Annotated in this window: 23 protein-coding genes; 10 read left to right on the forward strand and 13 right to left on the reverse strand. The window is 67.0% G+C overall.

What is annotated here, in order from left to right; genetic code table 11:
- Nucleotides 1-12 precede the first annotated feature (12 nt).
- Nucleotides 13-756 carry a phytanoyl-CoA dioxygenase family protein gene (locus tag ABNF93_RS00780; protein ID WP_349325510.1) on the reverse strand — a complete coding sequence of 248 codons (744 nt, stop codon included), beginning with the start codon at nucleotides 754-756 and terminating at the stop codon, nucleotides 13-15.
- A 165-nt stretch (nucleotides 757-921) separates the two neighbouring features.
- Between ABNF93_RS00780 and ABNF93_RS00785 the strand changes: the two genes are divergently transcribed.
- From ABNF93_RS00785 to ABNF93_RS00795, 3 genes are all read left to right on the forward strand, one after another.
- Entirely contained in the window at nucleotides 922-1659 is a 738-nt protein-coding gene (locus ABNF93_RS00785) for a GntR family transcriptional regulator (RefSeq protein ID WP_349325511.1), read from the forward strand.
- Between the two features lie 104 nt (nucleotides 1660-1763).
- The gene (locus tag ABNF93_RS00790; RefSeq protein ID WP_349325512.1) at nucleotides 1764-2711 is read left to right on the forward strand and encodes a carbohydrate kinase family protein; all 948 of its coding nucleotides are present in this window, start codon (nucleotides 1764-1766) and stop codon (nucleotides 2709-2711) included.
- Nucleotides 2708-3658: an SIS domain-containing protein gene (locus tag ABNF93_RS00795; protein ID WP_349325513.1), complete on the forward strand. Its 951-nt coding sequence runs from the start codon at nucleotides 2708-2710 to the stop codon at nucleotides 3656-3658. The genes ABNF93_RS00790 and ABNF93_RS00795 overlap by 4 nt, the downstream gene beginning before the upstream one ends.
- A gap of 71 nt (nucleotides 3659-3729) precedes the next feature.
- Here the strand turns inward: ABNF93_RS00795 and ABNF93_RS00800 are convergent, their stop codons facing one another.
- The 7 genes from ABNF93_RS00800 to ABNF93_RS00830 all read right to left on the reverse strand — a co-directional run bounded on the left by ABNF93_RS00800 (nucleotide 3730) and on the right by ABNF93_RS00830 (nucleotide 11352).
- The gene (locus ABNF93_RS00800; protein WP_349325514.1) at nucleotides 3730-4254 is read right to left on the reverse strand and encodes a DinB family protein; all 525 of its coding nucleotides are present in this window, start codon (nucleotides 4252-4254) and stop codon (nucleotides 3730-3732) included.
- 97 nt (nucleotides 4255-4351) lie between these two features.
- On the reverse strand, nucleotides 4352-5119 hold the full coding sequence (locus ABNF93_RS00805) for an SDR family NAD(P)-dependent oxidoreductase (RefSeq protein WP_349325515.1): 768 nt from the start codon (nucleotides 5117-5119) through the stop codon (nucleotides 4352-4354).
- Between the two features lie 129 nt (nucleotides 5120-5248).
- The gene (locus tag ABNF93_RS00810) at nucleotides 5249-6709 is read right to left on the reverse strand and encodes an ABC transporter substrate-binding protein (RefSeq protein ID WP_349325516.1); all 1461 of its coding nucleotides are present in this window, start codon (nucleotides 6707-6709) and stop codon (nucleotides 5249-5251) included.
- Nucleotides 6710-6771: 62 nt separating this feature from the next.
- Nucleotides 6772-7692, reverse strand: coding sequence for a carbohydrate ABC transporter permease (locus ABNF93_RS00815; protein WP_349325517.1), 921 nt, complete (start codon nucleotides 7690-7692; stop codon nucleotides 6772-6774).
- A complete protein-coding gene (locus ABNF93_RS00820; RefSeq protein ID WP_349325518.1) occupies nucleotides 7689-8672 on the reverse strand; it encodes a carbohydrate ABC transporter permease in 984 nt (327 codons plus the stop codon). Before ABNF93_RS00820 ends, ABNF93_RS00815 begins: the two co-directional genes overlap by 4 nt.
- 27 nt (nucleotides 8673-8699) lie before the next feature.
- On the reverse strand, nucleotides 8700-9539 hold the full coding sequence (locus ABNF93_RS00825; RefSeq protein WP_349325519.1) for an aldo/keto reductase: 840 nt from the start codon (nucleotides 9537-9539) through the stop codon (nucleotides 8700-8702).
- An 88-nt stretch (nucleotides 9540-9627) separates the two neighbouring features.
- On the reverse strand, nucleotides 9628-11352 hold the full coding sequence (locus ABNF93_RS00830) for a GH39 family glycosyl hydrolase (protein WP_349325520.1): 1725 nt from the start codon (nucleotides 11350-11352) through the stop codon (nucleotides 9628-9630).
- Between the two features lie 235 nt (nucleotides 11353-11587).
- On the opposite strand from ABNF93_RS00830, the gene ABNF93_RS00835 reads away from it, so the two are divergent.
- Nucleotides 11588-12268: a GntR family transcriptional regulator gene (locus ABNF93_RS00835; protein WP_349325521.1), complete on the forward strand. Its 681-nt coding sequence runs from the start codon at nucleotides 11588-11590 to the stop codon at nucleotides 12266-12268.
- 102 nt (nucleotides 12269-12370) lie between these two features.
- On the opposite strand, the gene ABNF93_RS00840 is transcribed toward ABNF93_RS00835, so the two are convergent.
- Together ABNF93_RS00840 and ABNF93_RS00845 are read right to left on the reverse strand one after the other, a co-directional pair.
- Nucleotides 12371-12964: a hypothetical protein gene (locus ABNF93_RS00840; RefSeq protein WP_349325522.1), complete on the reverse strand. Its 594-nt coding sequence runs from the start codon at nucleotides 12962-12964 to the stop codon at nucleotides 12371-12373.
- Between the two features lie 210 nt (nucleotides 12965-13174).
- Nucleotides 13175-13582, reverse strand: coding sequence for an NUDIX domain-containing protein (locus ABNF93_RS00845; protein ID WP_349325523.1), 408 nt, complete (start codon nucleotides 13580-13582; stop codon nucleotides 13175-13177).
- Between the two features lie 184 nt (nucleotides 13583-13766).
- Here ABNF93_RS00845 and ABNF93_RS00850 point away from each other — a divergent pair, with 184 nt between their 5' ends.
- The 3 genes from ABNF93_RS00850 to ABNF93_RS00860 are packed head-to-tail and all read left to right on the forward strand — an operon-like array spanning nucleotide 13767 to nucleotide 16430.
- The gene (locus tag ABNF93_RS00850) at nucleotides 13767-14702 is read left to right on the forward strand and encodes a DMT family transporter (RefSeq protein ID WP_349325524.1); all 936 of its coding nucleotides are present in this window, start codon (nucleotides 13767-13769) and stop codon (nucleotides 14700-14702) included.
- Nucleotides 14703-14756: 54 nt separating this feature from the next.
- Nucleotides 14757-15389 (forward strand): MerR family transcriptional regulator, encoded by a 633-nt coding sequence (locus ABNF93_RS00855; protein WP_349325525.1) that lies wholly within the window; start codon nucleotides 14757-14759, stop codon nucleotides 15387-15389.
- A 27-nt stretch (nucleotides 15390-15416) separates the two neighbouring features.
- Nucleotides 15417-16430 (forward strand): hypothetical protein, encoded by a 1014-nt coding sequence (locus ABNF93_RS00860; RefSeq protein WP_349325526.1) that lies wholly within the window; start codon nucleotides 15417-15419, stop codon nucleotides 16428-16430.
- A gap of 8 nt (nucleotides 16431-16438) precedes the next feature.
- Here ABNF93_RS00860 and ABNF93_RS00865 read toward each other — a convergent pair whose 3' ends face one another.
- On the reverse strand, nucleotides 16439-17191 hold the full coding sequence (locus ABNF93_RS00865; protein WP_349325527.1) for a phytanoyl-CoA dioxygenase family protein: 753 nt from the start codon (nucleotides 17189-17191) through the stop codon (nucleotides 16439-16441).
- A gap of 291 nt (nucleotides 17192-17482) precedes the next feature.
- Here ABNF93_RS00865 and ABNF93_RS00870 point away from each other — a divergent pair, with 291 nt between their 5' ends.
- Nucleotides 17483-17995 (forward strand): DoxX family protein, encoded by a 513-nt coding sequence (locus ABNF93_RS00870; protein WP_349325528.1) that lies wholly within the window; start codon nucleotides 17483-17485, stop codon nucleotides 17993-17995.
- A gap of 172 nt (nucleotides 17996-18167) precedes the next feature.
- Here ABNF93_RS00870 and ABNF93_RS00875 read toward each other — a convergent pair whose 3' ends face one another.
- Nucleotides 18168-18569: a MerR family transcriptional regulator gene (locus tag ABNF93_RS00875; protein WP_349325529.1), complete on the reverse strand. Its 402-nt coding sequence runs from the start codon at nucleotides 18567-18569 to the stop codon at nucleotides 18168-18170.
- Between the two features lie 88 nt (nucleotides 18570-18657).
- Here ABNF93_RS00875 and ABNF93_RS00880 point away from each other — a divergent pair, with 88 nt between their 5' ends.
- On the forward strand, nucleotides 18658-19710 hold the full coding sequence (locus ABNF93_RS00880) for an aldo/keto reductase (RefSeq protein WP_349325530.1): 1053 nt from the start codon (nucleotides 18658-18660) through the stop codon (nucleotides 19708-19710).
- 11 nt (nucleotides 19711-19721) lie between these two features.
- On the opposite strand, the gene ABNF93_RS00885 is transcribed toward ABNF93_RS00880, so the two are convergent.
- Nucleotides 19722-21005, reverse strand: a complete 1284-nt coding sequence (locus tag ABNF93_RS00885) for a GAF domain-containing protein (RefSeq protein ID WP_349325531.1) — start codon at nucleotides 21003-21005, stop codon at nucleotides 19722-19724.
- A 356-nt stretch (nucleotides 21006-21361) separates the two neighbouring features.
- On the opposite strand from ABNF93_RS00885, the gene ABNF93_RS00890 reads away from it, so the two are divergent.
- Entirely contained in the window at nucleotides 21362-22186 is an 825-nt protein-coding gene (locus ABNF93_RS00890; protein ID WP_349325532.1) for a mechanosensitive ion channel family protein, read from the forward strand.
- The last annotated feature ends 73 nt before the right edge of the window (nucleotides 22187-22259 follow it).

The raw sequence follows: 22259 nt of genomic DNA on the forward strand, positions 1-22259 counted from the left end.
GGTGCGGAGGCGTCACCTGCGTCCGGTGGATGGCAACGGTGGGAACCGCTGCTCGTTGATCTGGCCGAGCCGGGCCGGGTTGAAGGTGTAGATGATGGCCATCCTCGGCTCCCGGCTCCGGTTGAGGTCGGAGTAATGCAGGAGATAGGGATCGAACGCGATCATGTCGCCGGCCCGGAGCGGCACCGGCCGGATCTGGTCCTGCGGGACGACACCGGGATCGACCTCGAAGTGCCCGCCGGCCTTGAACGGATGCGTCGGCTTTCCACGATGGCTGCCGGGCACCACCTGCAGGCACCCGTTGGTCTCGTCCGCGTCGTCGAGATAGACGAAGCAGGTGACGAGCTCGTCGGTGTGCGCGCGCCAGCAGCAGCTCCAGTCCTGGTGCCACGGATAGGGCGAACCGCCCGGGAGCTTGAGGTTGAGCTTGTCCTCGAACAACTCGACCGGCTCGCCGAAGATCCGCGCCGCCGACGTCGTGATGTGCGGGTCGCGGGCAAGGTCGGCGAACATCGGGCTGAGGTCCGACACCGGCTCGAGCTTGCGGATCACGCCCTGCATGCCGGTCTGGTCGGTCTCGGCGAGGTGGTCGACCTCCCACTCGATCCGCGCGGCGTACTGCGTCGACTCTCGCGTGCAGAGGTCGAGGAGCCGGTGGGCTTCCTCCCGCAGGACCTCCACTCGTGCCGAGTCCAGCACCGAGCGGCTGAGGAGATAACCGTCTCGGAGGTACCTGTCCACGTCGACCTTGGTCATTTCGAGGGGCTCCTCGGTCCTTCGCCTGTCGGCTGCGCTCGTCGGGTGGAGAGGCGACAGTCGATCCGTCCAGCGCGGCTGGACAATACCACAAGAGACCTCTTGGTAGAAGTGGTCCACTATTCGGCCTGCTACTGGTATTCGGTGGTGCTGTAGGGTGCGGTCATGGTCGAGACGTTGGTCCCGTTGCACGAACGCGTGCGCCAACAGCTTGCCGGCGACGTCGCGGCGGGCATCTATCCACGCGGCACCCGGCTGCCGAGCGAGCGCGACCTCTGTACGCGCCTCAACGTGAGCCGGGTAACGCTTCGCCGCGCGCTCGTGCAACTCGCCGACGACGGCCTGCTGGCGCCGTCCCACGGCCGCGGCTGGTACGTCGCGGTCGAGCCGGTGGGTGAACCCGCCAACGTGTTGATGAGCTTCTCCGCCATGGCGCGGGCGCAGCGGTTGACGCCGTCGTCCAAGGTGCTGTCCCAGGAAGTGCGCCCCGCCGACCTCGACGAGGCCCAGCAGTTGGGGGTGGCGCCAGGGGCGGACGTCCTCGACCTACGCCGCCTGCGCATGCTCGACGACCTGCCCGTCGCGCTCGACCGCAGCCGGGTGCCCCTGGCGATCGCCCCCGGCCTAGCCGCACACGACTACTCCCGCGGATCGCTCTACGCCGTGCTCACCGACGCGGGCGTCGCTCCCCAGCGGGCCGACTACAGCATCGAGGCACTGCCCGCCGACGCCGAGCAGGCCCGACTCCTCGACCTCGAACCCGGCCAGCCCCTGCTCTCCACCAGGCAAGTGACCTTCGCCGCCGACGGCCGGGTGATCGAGCTCGGCGGCATCATCTACCGCGGCGACCGGTACCGGTTCCGCGCCACCCTCCTCGCCCCCGCCGCCGGGACGTCCCTGTGACCGGCCAACCCGCAACAGGGCCTACCGCAACAGGCTCGACCGCACCTGGGCCTACCGCGACGGGCTCAGCCGCGGCCGGCGCAGCGGGGACGGTCAAAGCGGAGGTGCTCGTCGTCGGCGAACTCAACGTCGACATCGTCGTCTCCGGCGCCGGGGCGGTCCCCACCTTCGGCCAGCACGAGCAGCTCGTCGACGACTGCCGCGTCACCCTTGGTTCGTCGTCGGCGATCTTCGCGTGCGGCGTACGACGGCTCGGGCACACCACCGCAATGGTCGGCGTGATCGGCGACGACCTCTTCGGTACGGCGGTCCGCGACGCACTCCGGCAACGGCAGGTTGACACCTCGGCGGTCGTCGTCGACCCGTCGATTCCCACCGGGGTGACCGTGATCCTCAACCCTGGCCATGATCGTGCCCTGCTGACCTTCCCGGGCAGCATCGGCGCGACCCGCCGCGACCACGTGCCCGACGCGCTGCTCCGGGGCGCGCGGCACCTGCATGTCGGCAGTGTCTTCCTTCAGCGCGACCTCCGACCCGAATTGCCCCGGCTCTTCGACGACGCGCGCGCCGCGGGACTGTCGACGTCGTTCGATCCCAACTGGGATCCGACGGGTCGCTGGAGCGATCTGCTGCCGCTGCTCCCCCACGCCGACATCATCTTCGTGAACGAGCAGGAGGCCGCGGCACTCACCGGCGGCCTGGCCGCCGCGCATGCGGCCGTCGCGCTCGGCCGGCAGATGCGTCCGGACTCCACGGTCGTCGTCAAACGCGGCGCGAAGGGCGCCCTGGCCGTCCGGGCGGGGCGGGCCGACGACACCTGGTCGGTCCCGGCCCTCGGAGTCGGGGTCGTGGACACGACGGGCGCCGGCGATTCGTTCGACGCCGGATTCATCCACGGCGCGTTGTCCGGACGCTCCCTGCCGGAGTGCCTGGCAGCCGGCGCCGCGTGCGGGTCGCTGTCGGCACGCGCGAGCGGCGGCACCGCCGCCCAACCTGATGAACGCGAGCTCGCCGAAGCGCTCGCCCGGCTGACGACGGAAGTGGCCCTGTGACCGACACCGCTGGCCGCGTGACCGGGGGCCCCACCACCCATGGCCCCACCACCCATGGCGCTGCGACCGATGGCCTCGGCACACTGACGCAGGCCGAGCTGGAAGACCAGCCCGCCGCCTGGAAGACGGCGGCAGCCCTGGTCCCGACGATCGCGGAAACCGTGTCCGCGGCGCAGGGTCGGCTCGCCGCCGTCGGGTGTGGCACGTCCTACTACATGGGTGGGGCGTACGCCGAGTTGCGCGAGCAGGCGGGGCTCGGCGAGGCCGACGCCTTCGTCGCCTCGCGCGTACCACCCGGTCGTACGTACGACGTCCTGCTGGCGATCTCACGCTCCGGCACCACCCGCGACCTCGTTGAGGCAATGACGGCGGCCCCACCCGGGACAAGGCGGATCGCCCTCACCGGCACGCCCAAGTCTCCGGTCGCGGAGGCCGCCGACGAGGTGGTCGGACTGTCGTTCGCCGACGAGAAGTCCGTCGTCCAGACCCGCTTCGCGACGACCGGGCTCGCGTTGCTGCGTGGGTTTCTCGGCACCGATCTCGGCACGCTGGCCGCCGAGGCCGAGGACGCCCTGCGGGCGCCGCTTCCCGAGGTCGGTGCCTACGACCATCTCGTCTTTCTCGGCAGCGACTGGGCATCGTGGCTCGCCGCCGAGGCCGCACTGAAGCTGCGCGAGATGACGTGCGCGATGACCGAGAGCTATCTCGACGTGGAGTACGAACACGGCCCGGTCAGCGTCGCGTCCCCCGGCACACTGGTCTGGTCGCTCGGCCCGCTCGCCGCGCAGGTGCGTACCTCCATCGAACGCACCGATGCCCACATCGTCGACTCCGAACGGGATCCGATGGCCGAACTGGTGCGGGTCCACCGCTACGGCGTCGCCCTCGCCCGGGCAAAGGGAATCGACTGCGACACGCCCCGCTTCCTGCGCCGATCGGTGGACTGACGGAGTACGTCCACTCCGCCCTGAGGGCCTCTCCCCTGGGCCTCCGCGGGCCCAGGAGGGTCAGCGGCGGCTCAGCCCATGGTCCTGGAGCCGTCGATCGATTCGCGGAGGATGTCGGCATGGCCGGCGTGCTGCGCGGTCTCGGCGATGATGTGGATCACCACCAGCCGCACCGACCACGTGGCGCCCGGTTCGAACCACGGTGCCACCGGCAGCGGATGTGACTGGTCGAGGTCGGGTAGCGACACCACGAGTTCGTCGGTCCTGCGGGCGACCTCGGCGTACCGGTCCAGAAGGCCGGCCAGCGTCTCTCCCTCGACCATGCGGAACCTGTTTGCCCAGTCCGCTGAGCCGTCCTCCATCGCGTCCGCGCCGCCGACGGCGAACCGCATCCAGTTCTCCTCCGTGTCGGCGACGTGTTTGATCAGGCCGCCGAGGCTGAGCTCGCTGGCCGTCGGTTGCAGCCTGGCCTGATCGTCGGTGAGGTCGCGGACGGTGTAGCGGAGGAAGTGCCGGTGGGTTGCGAGCTTTGCCAGCAGGTCGGAACGCTCCTGGCTCAGCGCCGGCTCCGTGACGCTGGTCGGTTCGGTGGTCATGACCCGTCCGTTCTCTCGATGATGGAGACGAACCTAGTCCTTCGTACCGACAACCCGGGTCGACTCGGCCAAGTCGCGAGCCCTTCGCCGGTCGGAGTCAGTGCATGTAGAGGCCGCCGTCGACGTTCAGCGTCTGTCCGGAGATGTATCCGGCCTCATCTGAGAGCAGGAACGCGATCGCGGCGGCAACGTCCTGCGGTACGCCGACCCGGTTGACGACGAGGTCCTTCGCCAGATCTGCCTTCCGCTCGGGCGTGAGCGGGCCACCCATGATGTCGGTGTCGATCGGCCCGGGAGCCACGGCGTTGACGGTGATGCCGTACGAACCGAGCTCGCGGGCCAACGAGCGAGTGAGGCCGATCAGGCCCGCCTTGGCAACGGTGTAGGGCGTCTTGCTGTAGGTTCCGCCACCACGCTGCGCGGAGACCGATGACACGCTGACGATTCTGCCGAAGCGGTTCTTTGCCATGGTCTCGGCCACCCGCCGGGTCACGTAGTGCACACCGTTGAGGTTGATGTTGATCACCCGGTGCCACTCCGCCGAGGTCAGTTCCAGATAGCCCACGGGAGAGCTGACGCCGGCCAGGTTGGCGAGCCCGCCGATCGGTGGCAGGCTCGCCTCCAGGGCGTCGATCGCCGCTCGCACCTGCTCCTCGTCCGACACGTCTGCAGCGACACTGCAGCTCGCCACGTGGTGGGTCTCCGCCAGTTCGGCGGCAAGTTCCCTTCCGCGCGACTCGTCGATGTCCAGGACCCCGACGCTCCACCCCCTGCTGGCAAGGAGGGTTGCCGTGGCTCGCCCGATCCCTCGCGGCGACGCCGCACCCGTCACGACGACGCTTCGCCCTACCTGCTCGGCCGCCACGTCAACGCCTCCTTCCGCCGATCGTCTTTCCGGCGATCGTCTTTCCGGCGATCATCTTTCCGGCGATCATCTTTCCGGCGATCACCATGGCGTGATCACCGCCGTTGCCGGCCCGCCCACCGGGGCACCTCAGCCGTCGGTCGATGCGTAGTCGACGCCGGGTTTCCAGTCGCTGAAGACGTAGTCGTCCTCGGACACGTTCGCGCCGGACGCCTTGGCCTTCTGCATCGCCTGTTCCCGGTCGGCCTCGAAGGCGTCGCTCAGCTTCTTCAGCTCACTACGCAGGTCCTTGATCGATCCACCGAGGTAACCCTGGAGGATAGCGCCCAGATGCGGGGTGATCGGCTTGCGTTCGGCGTCGACCGCGGCAATCTCGGGATTCTTCACGATCGCCTGCGGCATCAGGAAGACGTTGTCCTTGCAGAACGCCACCCTCTCCTTGTACGCGTCGATCGCGTCGGAGCTGGCGACCAGGTCCAGGTTGAGCGGCGGCTGGTCCATCGCCGCGATCATGCCCTGCTGATACTCCTCCGTCATGAACGATTCGATGAACTTGGACGCTGCTTCCGGGTCGCCGCTCTTTGCCGAGACGAACCAGGTGGCGCCCGGTCGGCCCCGGTACGTCCAGACGTCGGTTCCAGACGTGGGCGCGAGGATCGGACCCGCCCCGATCTTGTCCACGAACTCCGGAACGAGCGCCTTGGATCCGCCGGCGCACCAGATGCCGTCGATGAAGATCCCGACCGCTCCGGACGCGAACCGTGTCCGCGCGTCGACCACGCCGAGGTTGTTGGTTCCCGGCAGCATGAGCTTGGAGTCGTAGAGCTCCTTGAAGAACTCGATCACGGTGACATAGCTGTCATCGTGGTAGGCGTACTCACCGGTGTCGAACCTCAGCCCCTGATAGCCGGGGAAGCCGACCACCTGCGCCATGTCGTCGACCTGGTCCCGGAAGCGTCCACCGTCGTCTCCCATCGCCAACGCCATCGGTTGGATCCCGGCCGATTTCAGCTTTCCCAGGGCGTCTTTGAATCCGGCGTAGTCGGTCGGAGGATCGGCCGGGTCGAGTCCTGCCTTGGTGATGTGATCCTTGTTCATCCAGACCAAGGCCGTACTCTGCCGGAAGCTGAACAGCGGGAACCCGTACAGCTTCTCCTCGAGGGTGGTGATCCCGTCGGTCAGGATGTTGTCCGGGATCTTCGCCAGCGTTTCCTCGGACAGGCTCAGCTCGTGTACCCAGTTGCCGCTCACGAGAGCGGCCAACGGCAGCCCGATGATGTTGGAATAGACGTCCGGCATCTTGTTCGCCTGCTGGGCCAGCTGGAACGCCTGCTGTGCCTTGGACGCGTCGTAGTAGGTGTGCGTGACGGTCGTGCCCAAAGCGGACGACTGCTTCGCCGCCCAGTCGTCGTGCAGTTGCTGGTACGAGCTGAAGTGGTCCCACCACTCCAAAGCTCCGGACTCCTTCTTGCCACCCGACGATCCGCCCGGGCCGCTCGTGCTGTCCGGATTGTTGCATCCGGCCGCGATCCCACTCGCGGCCAGTGCCGAGGCCGCGCCCAGGAAGCCGCGGCGTGTCAGTCCAGTCATGATCGACTCCACTCCTTTGTGTTGACCCACACGTGTGGGCACAGCCGTATGCGTAGGGAGAGTTAGGACTTCACCGCCCCCGAGATGCCCTCCACGAAGTAGCGCTGCAGGAAGATGAAGACCGCGACGACCGGCACGATCGAGATGACGCCGGCCGCGGCCATCCCGGTCCAGTCCGTTGCGGTCTCCCCGACGAATGCCTGCATGCCCACGCTGACGGTCCGGATGTTCGGCCGGCTGAACGAGAACACCAGCGGTAGGAAGAACGAGTTCCAGGTCGTGATGAAGGTCAGCACGGCGACGGTCGCGGTGACCGGCATGGCGAGCGGAAGCATGACCGAGAAGAACGTCCGTACGAACCCCGCGCCGTCGACGACCGCTGCTTCTTCCAGTTCTCGTGGAATCCGTCTGAAGTATCCCCAGTAGAGCAGGATCGCCGACACGTACGCCGCACCGCTCAAGGCGACGATCATCCCGGTCAGCGAGTCGAGCAGGCCCAGCTGCATGGAGATCTTGACGACCGGGATGATCGTATAGCCGGTGGGCACGAACAGGGTCGCGATCAGGACGCCCAGGAAGATCTTGGAACCCCTGAACCGATAACGGGCCAGTACGTATCCGCAGGTCGCACATCTGACCGTGACGATCACGACGGTGGCCAGGGTGACGATGACCGTGTTGATCAGATAGCGGCCGAAGTGTGCGTCGTTCCAGGCGCGGACGTAGTTGCCCCAGACGAAGTCGCTCGGAAAGAGGTTGAGCCCTCCGGAGAACATCTCCATGTTGTCCTTGAGTGACGCCGACGCCATCCAGACGAAGGGGAACACCCACAGCGCCGCCGTACCCACGAGGAACACCGCGCCGATCCACCAGGGCACGCGGCGCAGGATCCGCTGCCGTCGCCGAGTGCGCGCGAGGCTGCGCTCATCGCCGCCTCGACGGGGAAACTTGTCTCGGCGGTCCGCGGCCAGCTGAGTGGTCATGGGTTCGATCTCCTCATCCGGCGGGCGGCGAAGACGCCCCAGAGCTGGAGGGCTCCGACGATGGCGACGAGCAGTCCGAAGAGCACTGCCGCCGCCGATGCGTGTCCCAGCTGCGGGATGGATGCGGCGAAGGCCCAACGGTAGATGTAGATCTCGATGATCTCGGTGTGGAAGTAGGGCCCGCCGGCGGTCAGCGTGTACATCAGGTCGAAGTTGTTGAAGGTTTCCTCGACGGTGAGCACCGTGATGATGATCAGGAACGGCTTCAGCAGCGGCAGGGTGATGTGGAAGAAGAGTTGCCGAGTATTGGCGCCGTCGATCCTGGCCGCCTCGTAGATCTCCTGCGGGATCGTCTGCAGGGCCGCCAGCCAGTAGATCATCGTGACGCCGAAGAACTTCCAGACATAGAGCGCGGCGGCGGTCGGAAGTGCCGTGTTCTGGTTGCCGAGGAAGTCGACGCCCTCCAGGCCGAGCGAGAGAAGGGCACTGTTGATCGGCCCACTGGCGGGGTCGAGGACGAACCGCATCACCACGCCGATGATCGCCGTGGTGGTGACCACCGGAATGAAGAACGCCGAACGCAGCAGGCCGACCAGCGGGAGCTTGGGCGAGTTCAGCACGATGGCCAGGAACAGGCTGAGCAGCACCCGGGCCGGGACCACCAACAACATGAATAGCAGCGTGATCTTGAACGAGTTCCAGAAGAACGGGTCGTCGAACACCGCGCGGTAGTTCTGGAGTCCGACGAACCGCTGGTCCGCATCGAATCCGTTCCACTCCACCAGCGAGTACCAGTAGCTGGCGATGATCGGGTAGATCGTGTAGAGGCCGTAGAGCACCACGGTGGGAAGCAGGAAGATCCAGATCCAGGTCGTCCGCTTCCAGGTGCGGCCGGGGGCCACCATCCGCTCGTCCAGCGTCGAGGCGCGCCGTGCCTTCCTCGCCTCGCGCCGGGAGAGCTGTGCAGTTCTGGTCGTCATTGGCCCGCCGGCTCCCATCGCTGTTCGCTACCGGATCTGGCTGAGGGAGAAGGTGCGCGGATCGTTCCCCGTCCGATGGCCGCACTCCAGGGCCGTGATCGACGCCAACTCCTGCGGTGTGAGGCTGAACCCCGCGACATCGAGGTTGGAGCGGATCCGATCCGGCGTTACCGACTTGGGAATCACGATGTGGCCCTGCTGGAGGTGCCAACGCAGCACGATCTGTGCCGGTGTCACGCCGTGCTCATCCGCGATCGCCGCGATGACTGGCAGACCGATGTCATGTCCCTGGCCCAACGGAGAGTAGGCCTCCACCGCGATGGACCGCTGACGACACAGTTGCGTCAGTTCGCTCTGCTGGTACGTGGGGTGCAGTTCGATCTGGTTGACGACCGGCACGATCTCGGTCTCGTTCCGCAACCGCTCCAGGTGCTCGGGCAGGAAGTTCGACACCCCGATTGCCCGGACCCGGCCCTCCTGGTAGATCCGTTCCAGCGCGCGCCAACTGTCGACGAACTTGTCTGCAGTCGGATGGGGCCAGTGGATGAGATACAGATCGGCACAGCTGACGTCGAGGCGGGCGAGGCTGTCGTCGTACGCCTTCAACGTCGACTCGTAGCCGTGCTCACCGTTGCGCAGCTTCGTGGTGAGGAAGAGTTCTTCCCGGGGAATGCCGCTCGCCCGGACGGCGGCTCCGACGCCGGCCTCGTTGTTGTACGCGGCCGCCGTGTCGATGTGCCGGTATCCAACTTCCAGGGCGCGTTCGACCGCACGTTGGGTCGCGTCCGGCGGGACCTGGAAGACCCCGAAGCCGATCTGGGGAACCTGCACGCCGTTGTTCAACGCGACGGCGGCGGCGTGGCTCATCTCGTGCTCCTTCGATTCCTCCGCGCTCACAGGTTGGTTGTCGGCGCGATCAGTCGGCGCGATCAGTCGGCGCGATCAGTCGGCGCGATCAGTCGGCGGGCTCCAGGACCAGCAGCGACGCGGCCGGGAGTGGCAGGGACACCTCGAGCGACAGGCTCCCGGATTCGGCCTCGACCGTGCGGGCGGGCTCGAACTCCTCGAGCCCCTGTCGTGCCTTGATCCCGGCGAGCTCCTCGTCGGTCGGATCCTGCGGCGAGCCGACCGCCTTCCACGCCGTGTGGGCATTGCTGTGGTCGGCGTCGATCCGGTAGTGCCGCACCCGGAAGCGACGGCCCGGCAGGTTGCGTACCGTGAGACTGGCCGTCGTTTCCTGTTCGCTGGTCTGGTACTGGTCGTCGGTGTGTCGCCACACCAGGACCGCCAGTGCGCCGTTGTCGGCACGGGAGGCCAGGACGTCGACCTCTTCGGGCATGCTGCTGCCGTCGGTGTTCTCCAGCTCACCGATGTTCCAGGCCACGTCGGAGGTCGCGCGGATCCGCTCGTCGCCCAGCAGGGAAAGCATCCGGTACGCGTTCAGCAGCGGCTTCTCGATCCCGCCCGCGGTCTGGAACGACCGGGTGCCCTCGAAGAACCGCTCGCCTTCGAAGTAGAAGCTCCATGAGGTCGCCCGCTCGACCTGGACGGTCTCGTTGGCGTTCAGGTCGAGGATCTTCTTCATCACCTTGACCTGGAACACGGGGTAGTACTCGGTGTTCTGGAACTCGTAGTTGCGGTTGTCGTAGCGGCCGAAGTGGGCTGGTACCGCGGCATCGAACTCGTCCACGATCGCCGGAAGATCCCGATACTGCTCGTACTCGGCGATCGCCCGGTTGAACTCGCGCAGGTCGTACAGCATCTTCGTCGACGACGGGCTCAGCTGCTCGGCGGGCGGGCTGCTTGCCGGGCGGTAGTCCCGGGTCGGGAAGAAGCAGCCCTTGGTGTGGTAGGAGATGAAGTCCAGGGGCTCGTTCCGGCTCGAGGTGTAGTCCAGGAATCCCTTGAGGAACTCCAGGCCGCCGCTGGTGACCGTCGGGCCGCCGACCTTGGCGTTCGGTAGCACGCTGCGAACGGCTTGCGCGGTGACGGTGTACAGCCCGTTGAACTGTTCCAGGGTGCCCCGCCAGTAGTTGATGTCGGGCTCGTTCCACAGCTCCCACAACCAGGCGGTGACCTCTTCCTCGCCGTAGCGCTCGAGGCAGTGCTGCGCGTGCGCCGCGATCAGGCCGCCCCACTTGTCGTAGTCCTTGGGCGGGTACCCCCAGGTGCCGGCCTCGTAGGAGGTGTAGACGGTCGGGCTGGGCACGACCTTCAGCTCCTCCGCCTCCGGCGGCACCAGGTCGCGCGGGGTGAAGGCGAGCTCGACGATCACGTGGTGACCGGCCCCGACGATCGCGTCGTAGGCCTGGTCGACGATGGTGAAGTCGTAGTACGGGTTGCCGTCGGCATCCTCGTGGTAGACGTTGCCGTTGCCCCAGTGCGGGATGCCGAAGCCGCTTCCGGAGCAGAAGACGTAGTGCGGCCGGACGTGGTAACTGGCGCCGGAGAAGTCGGCGAACTTCTGGAGCAGGCGCTTGCCGGTCGGGGTGTAGGTCCAGTTGATCTCGTCGTAGCCGAAGCTCTCCCAGACCCGGGTGAGGGGTCCCTGGCCGGCGGCGGCATCCACGTCGACGCTCGCCCGCACCACGTGCGGCGCATCGGGATTGCTGGGAGCCGCGGGCGGGAACGGCCCGAGCCTTCGTCGGCTGACGTGTACGGCGGACGTATCAGTGCTCATGGCTCTGGATCTGCCTCTGCTTCTTGTAGGGAGGCACTTCCTCGTCGCGGCGACAACCTCCCGCAGACGAGGGGAGATGACCCCGGTCGACCCCCGACGGCGCTGCTGGGCCATGAGTGTCTCGCGGTAGCCTGGAAACTGTCAATCGAAAATCGTTTACAATGTACGAACTCAGACGGCTCCACTAGAGTCGTTCTGTTGGAGGTCGGAACGTGTGTCTCGAGGAGGGGCCCCTGTGATCCCCGAGAGCATCGACTCGCCACTGCCGTCGCAGCCCGCTCTTGGCGATCTCGCCACCGATGTGCTCCGCGAGATGATCACCGCGGGGACGTTCCAACCTGGCCAGCACCTCAAGGAGTCCGTGCTGGCCGACGCACTGAAGGTGAGCCGCGGCCCCATCCGGCAGGCCCTCGCGCGCCTCGAAGTAGAGGGGCACGTCGAGCTGCGTCGTCACCGGGGAGCGTTCGTCAGCACCCTGACCAGGGCGGACATCGAGGAGGTTCACACCCTCCGCGGCGCCATCGAACGGCTCGCCGCCAGCCGGGCATGCACCCGGATGCAGGGTAAGGGGTTCGAGGAGATGGATGCCGTCCTCGAGCAGATGAAGGGCGTGGACACGAGGATCGATCCCGAGGATGCGGTCCTGCTCGACCTGCAGTTCCACGACATCATCTACGCCTACTGCGACCACAGCCGGGTGCAGCGGGTCTGGGCCTCCATCCGCGGTCAGGTCACGGTGTTCCTCCGCGCCCGCAACGCCAGCTTCCCGGACTTCCACGAGGTCGGTTACATCGAGCACCTGGAACTGCGCGACGCGCTCGCCCTGGGCGATCCGCAGGCCGCCCAGGACGGCATCGACAAGCACATCAGCGGGGCGTACGAACGCCTGAAGCGACTCAACCTCCCCGACCGGTGAGCTCGTTCGTCAATTCGGCGCGTACCCCTGCCCCCTGCGCGGCAGCTTCCTCACGGCGTCGACCTTGCGCGACGGGCGTGCCCTGCGCTCGAACCCCACCGATCACGCCCGACGTTTCCGGATCAGACCCCACGGCTTGTAGACAGCGAGCAGCAGGGCGATCATCAACGCGGTCGGCGAGACGATCGGCGGGTAGAGCATGTCCGTTGTCGGACTGCCGGCGCCGCTGCCCTCGGCGAGCTGCCGGCCGTACTCCGCCACATCGGCGACGCCGCCGCGTAGGGACAGCAGGACCAGTGCGGTCAGGACGATGTTCAGCACCAGCTTGATCGCCACCCACCAGTACGTCACGAGGCCGTACTTCGTACCGAGGCCGAGGACGACGCCGCTCACCAGGCAGATCAGGCCGGTGGTGAGGAGTGGCCACACGGTGGTCAGTTCGAGTGCCTGGAACGCGATGGCCGCGGTGTCCCTGTCGTCGGTCAGGAACCCGGTGAACACCAGCACGGCCATCACCACGTCGATGCCGATCCACGCGCCGGCGGAGGCGATGTGGATCAGCAGGAATGCCTTGCGCGTACGTGCGCCCAGCCGGCGTGGACGCGCCCGGTGGCCGGTCGGCGTCGCCGTCGCCGTGGTCGCCACCGTCGCTTGGCGAATGCGTCGGCCTTCCCGGGCGTTGGTGTCTGGTTCCATGTGACCATCGTCTGCGGAGGGGGCGCGCTGGCCGTCCGTTCGGATGCGGATCCGTTCGTACGCAGATCTACGTACGCCTTTGGTTCCCTACGGCACTTGCAGCTTCCTCCGCGGCAAACTCGACGCCAATCCTGCATGAGGGTCGCCCCTCCCCAACACGGACTCTCATGCCACGCCCTCACCCAGCAGCAAGCCCGGGATGGTTCAGTCTCAGAGGCGCGGGAGTACGTGGGCGAAGAATTCGTGGTCGCCGTCAAATGTCGGTTCCAGCCGGAAGTACTCGTTCGCGGTGACCCAGCGGGCTTCCCCGACCTCGCCGGCATCCAGACTCATCTCGCCCGACGAGGCGATCTCGGCGGTCCACCAGTGCAGGACGTACCGTCCATCGTCGGTGTCACACTCCCACACCTTCGCGACTGGGACGACTCGTAGCCCGATCTCTTCGTCGACCTCGCGGACGAGTGCGTCCTCCTGGCTCTCGCCGGGTTCGATCCGACCGCTGAGCAGCGCCCAGTATCCGGGCATCGACGCCTCCGGACCGCGTCGGATCACGAGGACGCGATCCTCTCGCCGCAACACCGCGACAACGGCGTCCGGTTTGACTCGAGCCCCCACCACGGAATCGAGCGTACCGACACGCACCGGCCCTACGACCGGAGGGCACGGGACCAGGCGATGTCGTGGAGGACGTCACTTCCATCCTGCCCGTCTGAAGTCTCCAGTAGCCGCCCGTGCGAGTCGCCGATGTCGAGACCCGGACTGTAAGTGGACAGCCTGTCCACTTACACCTATCCTTCGAGGGATGAACGCCGTCTTCCTCGCCTCCGCCTTCGTGGTGGGCGGACTCCTCGCCGTGCAGGCGTCGGTCAATCTCCAACTGAACAAGGCGGTCGGCACTCCCTACGGAGCCGCCACACTCCAACTCGCCATCGCAGCGACGCTGTTGGCCGTGGTGACGGCAGTCGTCGGCGACCTGGGAGCGATTGCACACATCGCCACAGTGACGCCCTGGAAGTTGCTGGGTGGAATTGCGAGCCCGATCTACATCACGAGTGCGATCCTGCTGTTTCCCCGCCTTGGTGCGCTCGCGTCCGTGGGCCTCTTCGTCACCGGGCAGGTGTTCGCCTCGCTCGCCCTTGACCTCGGCGGCCTCCTCGGAGTCCCCCGGAGTCCGTTGTCTCCCGGAGTCCTGCTGGGTGCCGCGGCGGTACTGGTGGGAATCACTGTCGTCATCCGCAGCCAGGCGATCGTCACTGGCGCGTCCGCACTGCCGAAGCGTGGTTCCCGTGCCGGGTGGACCGCCCTGGGCCTCGTCGCGGGCGCCGTCCTGCCCGTGCAGGGCGCCGTCAACGCCCTGCTGCGTACGGCCCTTCGCAAGCCGCTCGCCGTCGGGACCGTGAGCTTCCTCGTGGCCACACTGGCGATCGCGATCGTCCTCGCCGTCCTGCTGGCCACCGGCCGGACGCCGCGCCCACAGATCCGGCCGCTCGTCACCATGCCGTGGTGGGGATGGCTGGGTGGCGCCGCGGCCGCGACGTACGTCACCGCGACCTTCCTGCTGATCCCGACCATCGGCGCCGCCACCACGGTCGCCCTCACGGTCACCGGCCAGCAGGTAGCGTCCGCCTTCGCAGACCACTACGGATGGTTCCGACTGCCACGCCGGCCATTCACCCACGCCCGCCTCACGGGCCTCGCCACCCTTGTCGCGGGCTCGGCGCTCGTGCAGTTCCTCTGACCTGACGCCTAGTAGACAGTGAAGCTATCCGATACCTACACTATCCATATGCGGATGGCCGAGCTGAGTCGGATGACCGGCGTACCTGTTCCGACGATCAAGTACTACCTCCGGGAGAGGTTGCTGCCCGCGGGCGAGCTGTCCCCGCCCAACCAGGCGCAGTACGACGAGACGCACGTCCGCCGACTCACCCTGATCCGATCCCTGATCGACGTCGGTGGGCTGTCCGTCGCGGACGTCCGCAACGTGCTCAACGTGATCGACGCTCCGGGCACGTCCATGCACGACGCCCTCGGCGCCACGATGTATGCCCTCACCCCGGCGCGGTCCGGCGACGATTCGGGCGAGGCTAATGCGCAGGCGGAAGCGGCGATCAACGCGCTGATCGCACGGCGCGGCTGGCAGTTGAGCATCAGAAGTCCAAGCCGTTCCGTCGCGGCGGAGGTCCTCGCCCGGTTGGCGGTCCTTGGCCGGGACGAGGTCGTCCGTGGCCTCGACTCCTACGCCGCGGCCGCCGAACTGATCGCCGAAGCCGACCTGGCCGCGGTCGCCGCCGTCGATGGTCGTGACGCACGCGCCGAGACCGCACTCGTCGGCACCGTTCTCGGCGACGTCCTCATCGCGGCACTCCGGCGACTCGCGCAGGAACACATGTCCGCCAAGCAGTTTCCACCATCGTCCGACTGATCCGGTCGACGTCTCTGAGGGGGAACCATGACAGTCACCTCGTCCGCGCAACGAGGTTCCACAACCGGCAGCTCGCTGGCGCAGGCGTTCCGGTGGCACAAGCCGTTGATGACGGTCGCCGCCGCCATGGTCGTCCTGACCGTCGTCGGAGCCGTCGGCATCGTCGCCGACGGTCGTGTCGTCACCGGCCTTCCCATCTGGGCCAAGCCGACGAAGTTCGCGCTGTCGATTCTCCTCTACTCCGTGACATGGGCTTGGCTCATCGCCCAGCTCAGGCGGGTCCGTCGTATGGCCTGGTGGATGGGCACCGTGTCGGCGGTCTTCCTCGGCGTCGAGATGCTGATCATCGTCGGTCAGGTGCTACGCGGAACGACCAGCCACTTCAACCAGGCCACAACGTTCGACACCATGCTCTGGAGGGCCATGGGCGGCTCGATCGCGTTGGTCTGGGTCGCCACCCTGATCGTCTGCGTGACTCTCTTCCTCAACCCGGGTCCGGACAGGGCGCGGAACCTCGCGGTGCGCGCGGGCGCCATCCTCGCGGTCATCGGCATGGCACTCGGCTTCCTGATGGCGATACCCACCTCCGACCAGATCGCGGAGGGCGAAACCATCTCCGGTGCGCACACGGTCGGCCTCACCGACGGTGGACCCGGGCTCCCCCTCCTCGGGTGGAGCACAGTCGGCGGTGACCTGCGGATCCCGCACTTCGTCGGGATGCACGCCCTGCAACTGATCCCCCTCGCGGCGATCGCCCTCGAACTCCTCGCGCGTTCGTGGCCGTTGCTACACCGTCAGCGGGTCGCCGTCCGACTGGTCGCCATGGCCGTGGCCGGCTACGCCGCCGTACTGGCCCTCCTCACCTGGCAGGCACTTCGCGGGCAGTCGATCGTGCATCCTGACGGGCTCACCCTCCTCACCATGGCCGGCATCCTCGTCGGCATGGGCGTGGGCGCGATCGCCGCACTCCGGACGGCAGCGGAGCACCGAGAGCCACCGCTCCCCGAGGACGACCGTTCCGCCGACCTGCTGACATCCTGACGGCGCCGTCATCGGCGTGCGGCGATCCGTCCTCGGTAGCGCGCGTTCGGCGGTTCCAGGATGGCCCGCTGCCGCTCGGTGAGATCCGGATAGTCGTCGGCGTCGTAGTAGCTGGCCGACCACGACACCGCCGCCGGGCTGTACTTGAAGAACGCCGTACGCCGCTCGTCGGCCCCGCGCCACGGCAGCGTGCCGTGCACGAGGGCCTCGGTGAAGATGATCGCAGTTCCGGCCGGACCGGTGATCCGGCGTACGCACGGATGCGGCTCGGACAGCTGCTTCCACCCCGCCGGGAACGGAAAGGAACTCCTGTGGCTCCCCGGTACGCAGGCGAACCCGCCGTCGTCGGGCCCGACGTCTTTGAGGTTGAACCCGATCGCGACCAGGCCGCTGCGGATCTCGCCCGCTGTCACCGTGTAGTACTCCGACGCGCGGAACGGCACAGCACCCCCGTGTAGCACCGTGCCGATCGGCCCGTCTCCGGAGCGGATCACGTCGGCGTAGGTGTGATCGAGCCGGAAGTCGGGCCCGATGACTCCGGCAAGGATCCCGGTCACGGACGGTAGGTCGATCAGTTCGCGAAACGCCGCGTCCCGCTCCAGGAGCCGCCCGAACCGGTGCGTACGCATCCCCGGCTCGGCCTCCCGCTCGATCGCCTCGTCCATCGCCCCGTTGAGGCGGGCGAGCAACGCGGCGGGAATGGCGTCGGGGATCGTCAGGTAGCCCTGCAGGTCGAACAGGTAGCGGTCCTCGTCGTTCACGTGGTGCCTTCCGTCTCAGGCGATTCGGGCGTACGGACTTCCGATTCTGTCCACAGCCGCGAAAGTTTCGTCAACCACGGTGGCCGGATCTTCCCGGCCAGATCTACCGGCTCATGCCCGTCGGGATACGTCACCTGGCGTAGGCGCTACTCCGCCCGGGCGCGGCTGCGGAGATCGCCAGATGCGCCTGCCGGCCTAGCGCCAATGCCGTCACGCGAAGGATTCGGCACCCCCCTGCTCCACGCGAGTCTTGACGTACTCGCCGTAGGAAAAGGAAACGGAGCAAGGGACATGTCACAGCTATCTCTCACCTCGCGGTCCGGGCGACCGGGCATCCCCGCCGGGGTCCAGGCGGCTGCATCACAGGTTGCCGACTGGCTGAACGCACACAGCATCACCGTCCTGCGGGTCAGTCTCGGGCTGGTCTTCTGCCTCTTCGGCGCATTGAAGTTCGTGCCCGGTCTGAGCCCCGCCGAGGACCTCGCGATCGCCACGATCGACCGGCTGACCTTCGGCATCGTGTCCGGCGGGGCCGCGCTCATGCTCACGGCCGTCACCGAGACCTTCATCGGTCTCACCATGGTGACCGGGCGGTTCCTTCGGTCGGGACTGGTGGTCCTGGGAGGGGCGCTGGTCGGGATCATGTCCCCGCTGGTGATCTTCGCGGGCGAACTGTTCGGGAATGGCCCGACCCTGGAGGCGCAGTACGTCATCAAGGACATCGTGCTCGCAGCCGCCGGTCTGGCGGTCGCCGGCAGGGTTCTCTCGAAGAGCCTCGATCGGGAAGGGCGTGCACACGTGTGAGTCCGGCTCCCGCAGCGAACAGCGTTGGGGTGGTGGTTCGCCGCGAACCACCACCCCGATGGTGTGCATACACGGGGTCAGGGCGGTCAGCGGTGTCAGTCGTGTCGGGGCACGTCGGCGGCACGTCCTGCGTACTCTGTCGGAGGAGGGCCCGTCGCCGCGAACCGCTGCACTAGCGGGCTGGGTCAGCCGCGGTGTGAGCCACGATGTCTTCGTACACCCCGACCTTGAAGTTGATCAGGTCCAGGCACCTGCCGAGCTCGGCGAGCTGGGCGGTCACCCGGGTCTGGTGCAGGCGCAGCAGTTCGAGCCGTTCGTCTTCGTTGCCTTCGCCCTGCCTGACCAGCTCGGTGTACTGGCGGAGCGCGGGCAGCGGCATTCCGGACGCCCGGAGAATGATGCAGAGGGTCAGCCACTCCACATCGTCCTCGCTGTAGACGCGGCGCCCACCCGGTCCACGTCGAACGGGACTGAACATGATGCCTTCGCGTTCGTAGAACCGCAGCGCATGAACGCTCAGTCCGGTGCGTTCCGCGACCTGCCCGATGCTCAGGCTCGGGGTGACCTCGGTCATGGCTCCATGGGGGTTTGTCGAGCTTGATCTAGAGTCGACTCTAGATCCTACGATGCGGCGCATACCCCGGACCTAGGGAGCATTGACCATGCGTTACCGCGTCCTCGGCGGCACCGGCATCGAGGTGAGCGCCCACTGTCTCGGCACCATGATGTTCGGTGCCGTCGGCAACCCCGACCACGACGACTGCGTCCGCATCATCCACGCCGGTCTCGATCAGGGAATCAACTTCGTCGACACCGCCGACATGTACTCCGCCGGCGAGTCCGAACACATTGTGGGCAAGGCACTCAAAGGACGCCGTGACCATGTGGTCCTCGCCACCAAGGGCCACTTCCCGATGGGCGAGGGACCAAACCGCAGCGGCAACTCGCGGCGCTGGATTCTCACCGCCGTCGAAGAGAGCCTCCGACGACTCGACACCGACTGGATCGACCTCTACCAGGTCCACCGCCCCGACGCTTCGACCGACATCGAGGAGACCCTCTGGGTGCTCAGCGACCTGGTTCAGCAGGGGAAGATCCGTGCCTTCGGTTGCTCGACCTTTCCTGGCGAGGAGATCGTCGAGGCGCATCACGTCGCCGAACGCCGTGGTCTGATGAGGTTCCGAACCGAACAGCCGCCCTACTCCATCCTCGCCCGCGGGATCGAGTCGTCCATCCTTCCGGTCTGCCAGCGCTACCGGATGGGCGTGCTTACCTGGAGCCCACTCGCCTTCGGCTTCCTCACCGGCAAGTACCGCAGGAACCAGCCCGTCGACCTTTCCACCGGCAGGCCGACGATCAGACCAGAACGCTTCGACCCCGCCATCGCCGAGAACGTCACCAAACTCGATGCCGTGGAAGCCCTCGTCGATCTCGCGGACGCCATCGGCTGCTCACTGCCGGAACTCGCCGTCGCCTTCACCCTCGCCCACCCCGGCGTCACCTCCACGATCATCGGACCGCGAACCATGCAACAGTTGGAGGGCATCACGAAAGGCGCCGGTCTCACCCTCGACGACGCCACACTCGACCGCCTCGACGAGATCGTGCCACCGGGGACCAATCTCTACGACCCGAACTCGGCCTTCCCTCCCTCTGCGCTCGCCGACACCGCCCGACGCCGACGTCCCCTCCCCGACCGCGCCGCCGCCGACTGACCTGTCGCGACCTAGTCGTCGGCACCATCGGGCCGGACCTTGAAGATGGCCGACCGGATCTCCCGGTTGGTCTCGTCCAAGTCCGCGATGGTCGTCGTGATCCTCTGTCTGACCTGGTCCTGCGCACAGAGTCCCCGGGCGGACTCCAACGACAGACCCGCTGCGAAAAGGCGTTGGATCACAGCGTCGTTGAGCTCGAGGGCGATGCGGTTGCGTTCCTTGAGCAGGATCAGATGCTCACGGTCGCCTTGCGCGCGGACCCGCTGCAGTGCGATGGCAGCCAGATCGGCGAACGTCTGCACCTGGCCGGCTTCGTTCGCGGCTGCTTGTTCATGGGGTGAACCGCGCCGCCAGGCCGCGAAGAGGACGCCGAAGACCTCATCGTCCACGACAAGTGGCACAAGCATGCCGAGCCCGATGGTCAAGAGCGCCTCCGCCCATTCCGCGGGTGGCTGATAACCCGCCTGATGGGTCCAGTCCGTACTGACGAGGCGTTGTCTCGATTCGACCACCCTACGCACCAGATCTTCGCGAGGAACTCGTCGATCGGGAGAGATGGCGACATCGAGTCCCTCGAAGACCACCACGAACGCCTGGTCTGCGTCGGTGGGATCGAGCAGGGTGACTCCTACGAAGTCCGCGCCCGACAGTCCTCGCAACTGCTGGGCGACCACTCGCATGGCGTCGTCCCGGTCCACCTTGCTCAGCAACAGTCGGGCCATCTCCGACGTGCCCTCGATCCACCGCTCATGGCGGACACGTGTGCTCTGTGCTCGCGCCTTGCCGAGGAGCAGCGCCGCCTGGTCGGCAACCATCTGCAGGAGCGCGATCTCACCGGCGCCGGGATCCGCCCCTGCCGAGTACTCTTGCCAACCGGCAACCAGAGTGCCGTAAACCTCGCCAGGACCCCGAAGCGGGACGCACACGGCACGGCCGAGGGTCGACAACGCCGCACTCCAGTCGGCCGCGATCGACACCGGCCAGTCGTCGCGAGCGACTGCCTCGACAAACCTCGGATCACCCGTATCGAGCACCGCGGCCGTGATCCCCTCGCGCGCCAGCCGCGCTCCGGAGTAGTGATCCAGACCGAGGCCGGAGACGGCCTCGCACACCACGCTCGCCGGATCGGACGGATCGACCACCTCGATTGCGGTGTACGCGGCACCAGAGAGCGCGCGAACCCGTTCGGCCACGAGCCTCATCGCCGCCGGTTGGTCGATGTCATGGCGCAGCAACCGAGTGATCTCGAACGCGCTCTCGAACCAGTGACGATGCCGGCGCTCCTGTTCGAGCAAGCCGTTTGCGTGACTGGCTTGGTGTGAAGGCATTCCGGTAAAAGCCGCTCTTGTCGTTCTATGGAGGGATTTCGCGGACCCTAGGACAAAGCCGAGACGTCGTTCGCAAGTGCGGGCCTCCGCATACACGTTAGTGCTGCTGCCGCTCGCCCGATACATCGCGGAGACCCTGACCGGGCAAGCCGACATTCGGTGACTCTCGGCATCGCGTCTCAGGACGTCTGTCGATTGCGCTGGGAACTGTCGGTGCAACGGTGGGAGGCAAAGGCCGCCGACGTACGCCTCCGCATCGTCGCATGGGCAATGACGCCGAGCCACCTGGCTTCCGGCCTCGCAAGTGGAGTGAAGGAGTTCCCATGGACATTGTCGAAAGCTTCCAGAACGTTCTCGACCGTATCATCGGGTTCCTCCCCCAACTGCTCGGATTCCTGGTCCTGCTCATCATCGGCTACATCGTTGCCAAGCTGGTGGCAGTCCTGGTCCGCAAGGTTCTCGAGCGGGCGGGCCTGGATCGGCGCGTGCACGAGTCCCATTCGCGCAAGTACGTGGAGTCGGTGTTGGCAGGTGCCAGCACGGCAAGAGTTGTCGCCGGAGTGGTCTTCTGGGTGATCTTCGCGTTCTTCCTCTTCGCCGCCATCGGGGCGCTGAGGATCCCGACCCTCACCACCTTCATGAACCAGGTCGTGGCATACCTGCCGAACGTCATCGCTGCCATCCTGATCTTCGCCGTCGCGGCGATTGTCGCCGGCACGGCCGCCGCGGCCATCGGCAGGTTGATGGGTGACACTCCGACCGGCAGGGTCGCGGCAACAGTCGTCCCCGCGTTGGTCATGGTCATCGCCGGGTTCATGATCCTGCAGCAACTGCGCATCGCGGAGCAGATCGTCCAGATCGCGTTCGCCGCCACCATGGGGGCACTCGCCCTCGGCCTCGCCCTGGCATTCGGACTGGGTGGTCGGCCGGTTGCGCAGCGCATGTTGGAGGACGCCTACCAAAAGAGCCAGGAAAGGACGGAACGGGACAGGGCAGACGCGAAGATCGGCCGGCAGCGGGCGGAAGAACACCCCACCGCAGAAGGCGATCGAGGCGAGAGGGAAAGGACCTCCCCGCCGCCCGCTAGTACGACGCCCCGTGCCGGGATGCGCGGTGACACGGACGAACCGCCGCCGCGCCGCCCGTGACACAGGTGCCGCGTCCCACGCTCTCGGGGCCAGAGCCGCGGGATGCCGCTGAGCCCACCACGCGTCGGGGGCA

Origin of the sequence: Actinopolymorpha sp. B9G3 (assembly GCF_040120725.1) — a bacterium.
Classification (GTDB): Bacteria; Actinomycetota; Actinomycetes; order Propionibacteriales; family Actinopolymorphaceae; genus Thermasporomyces.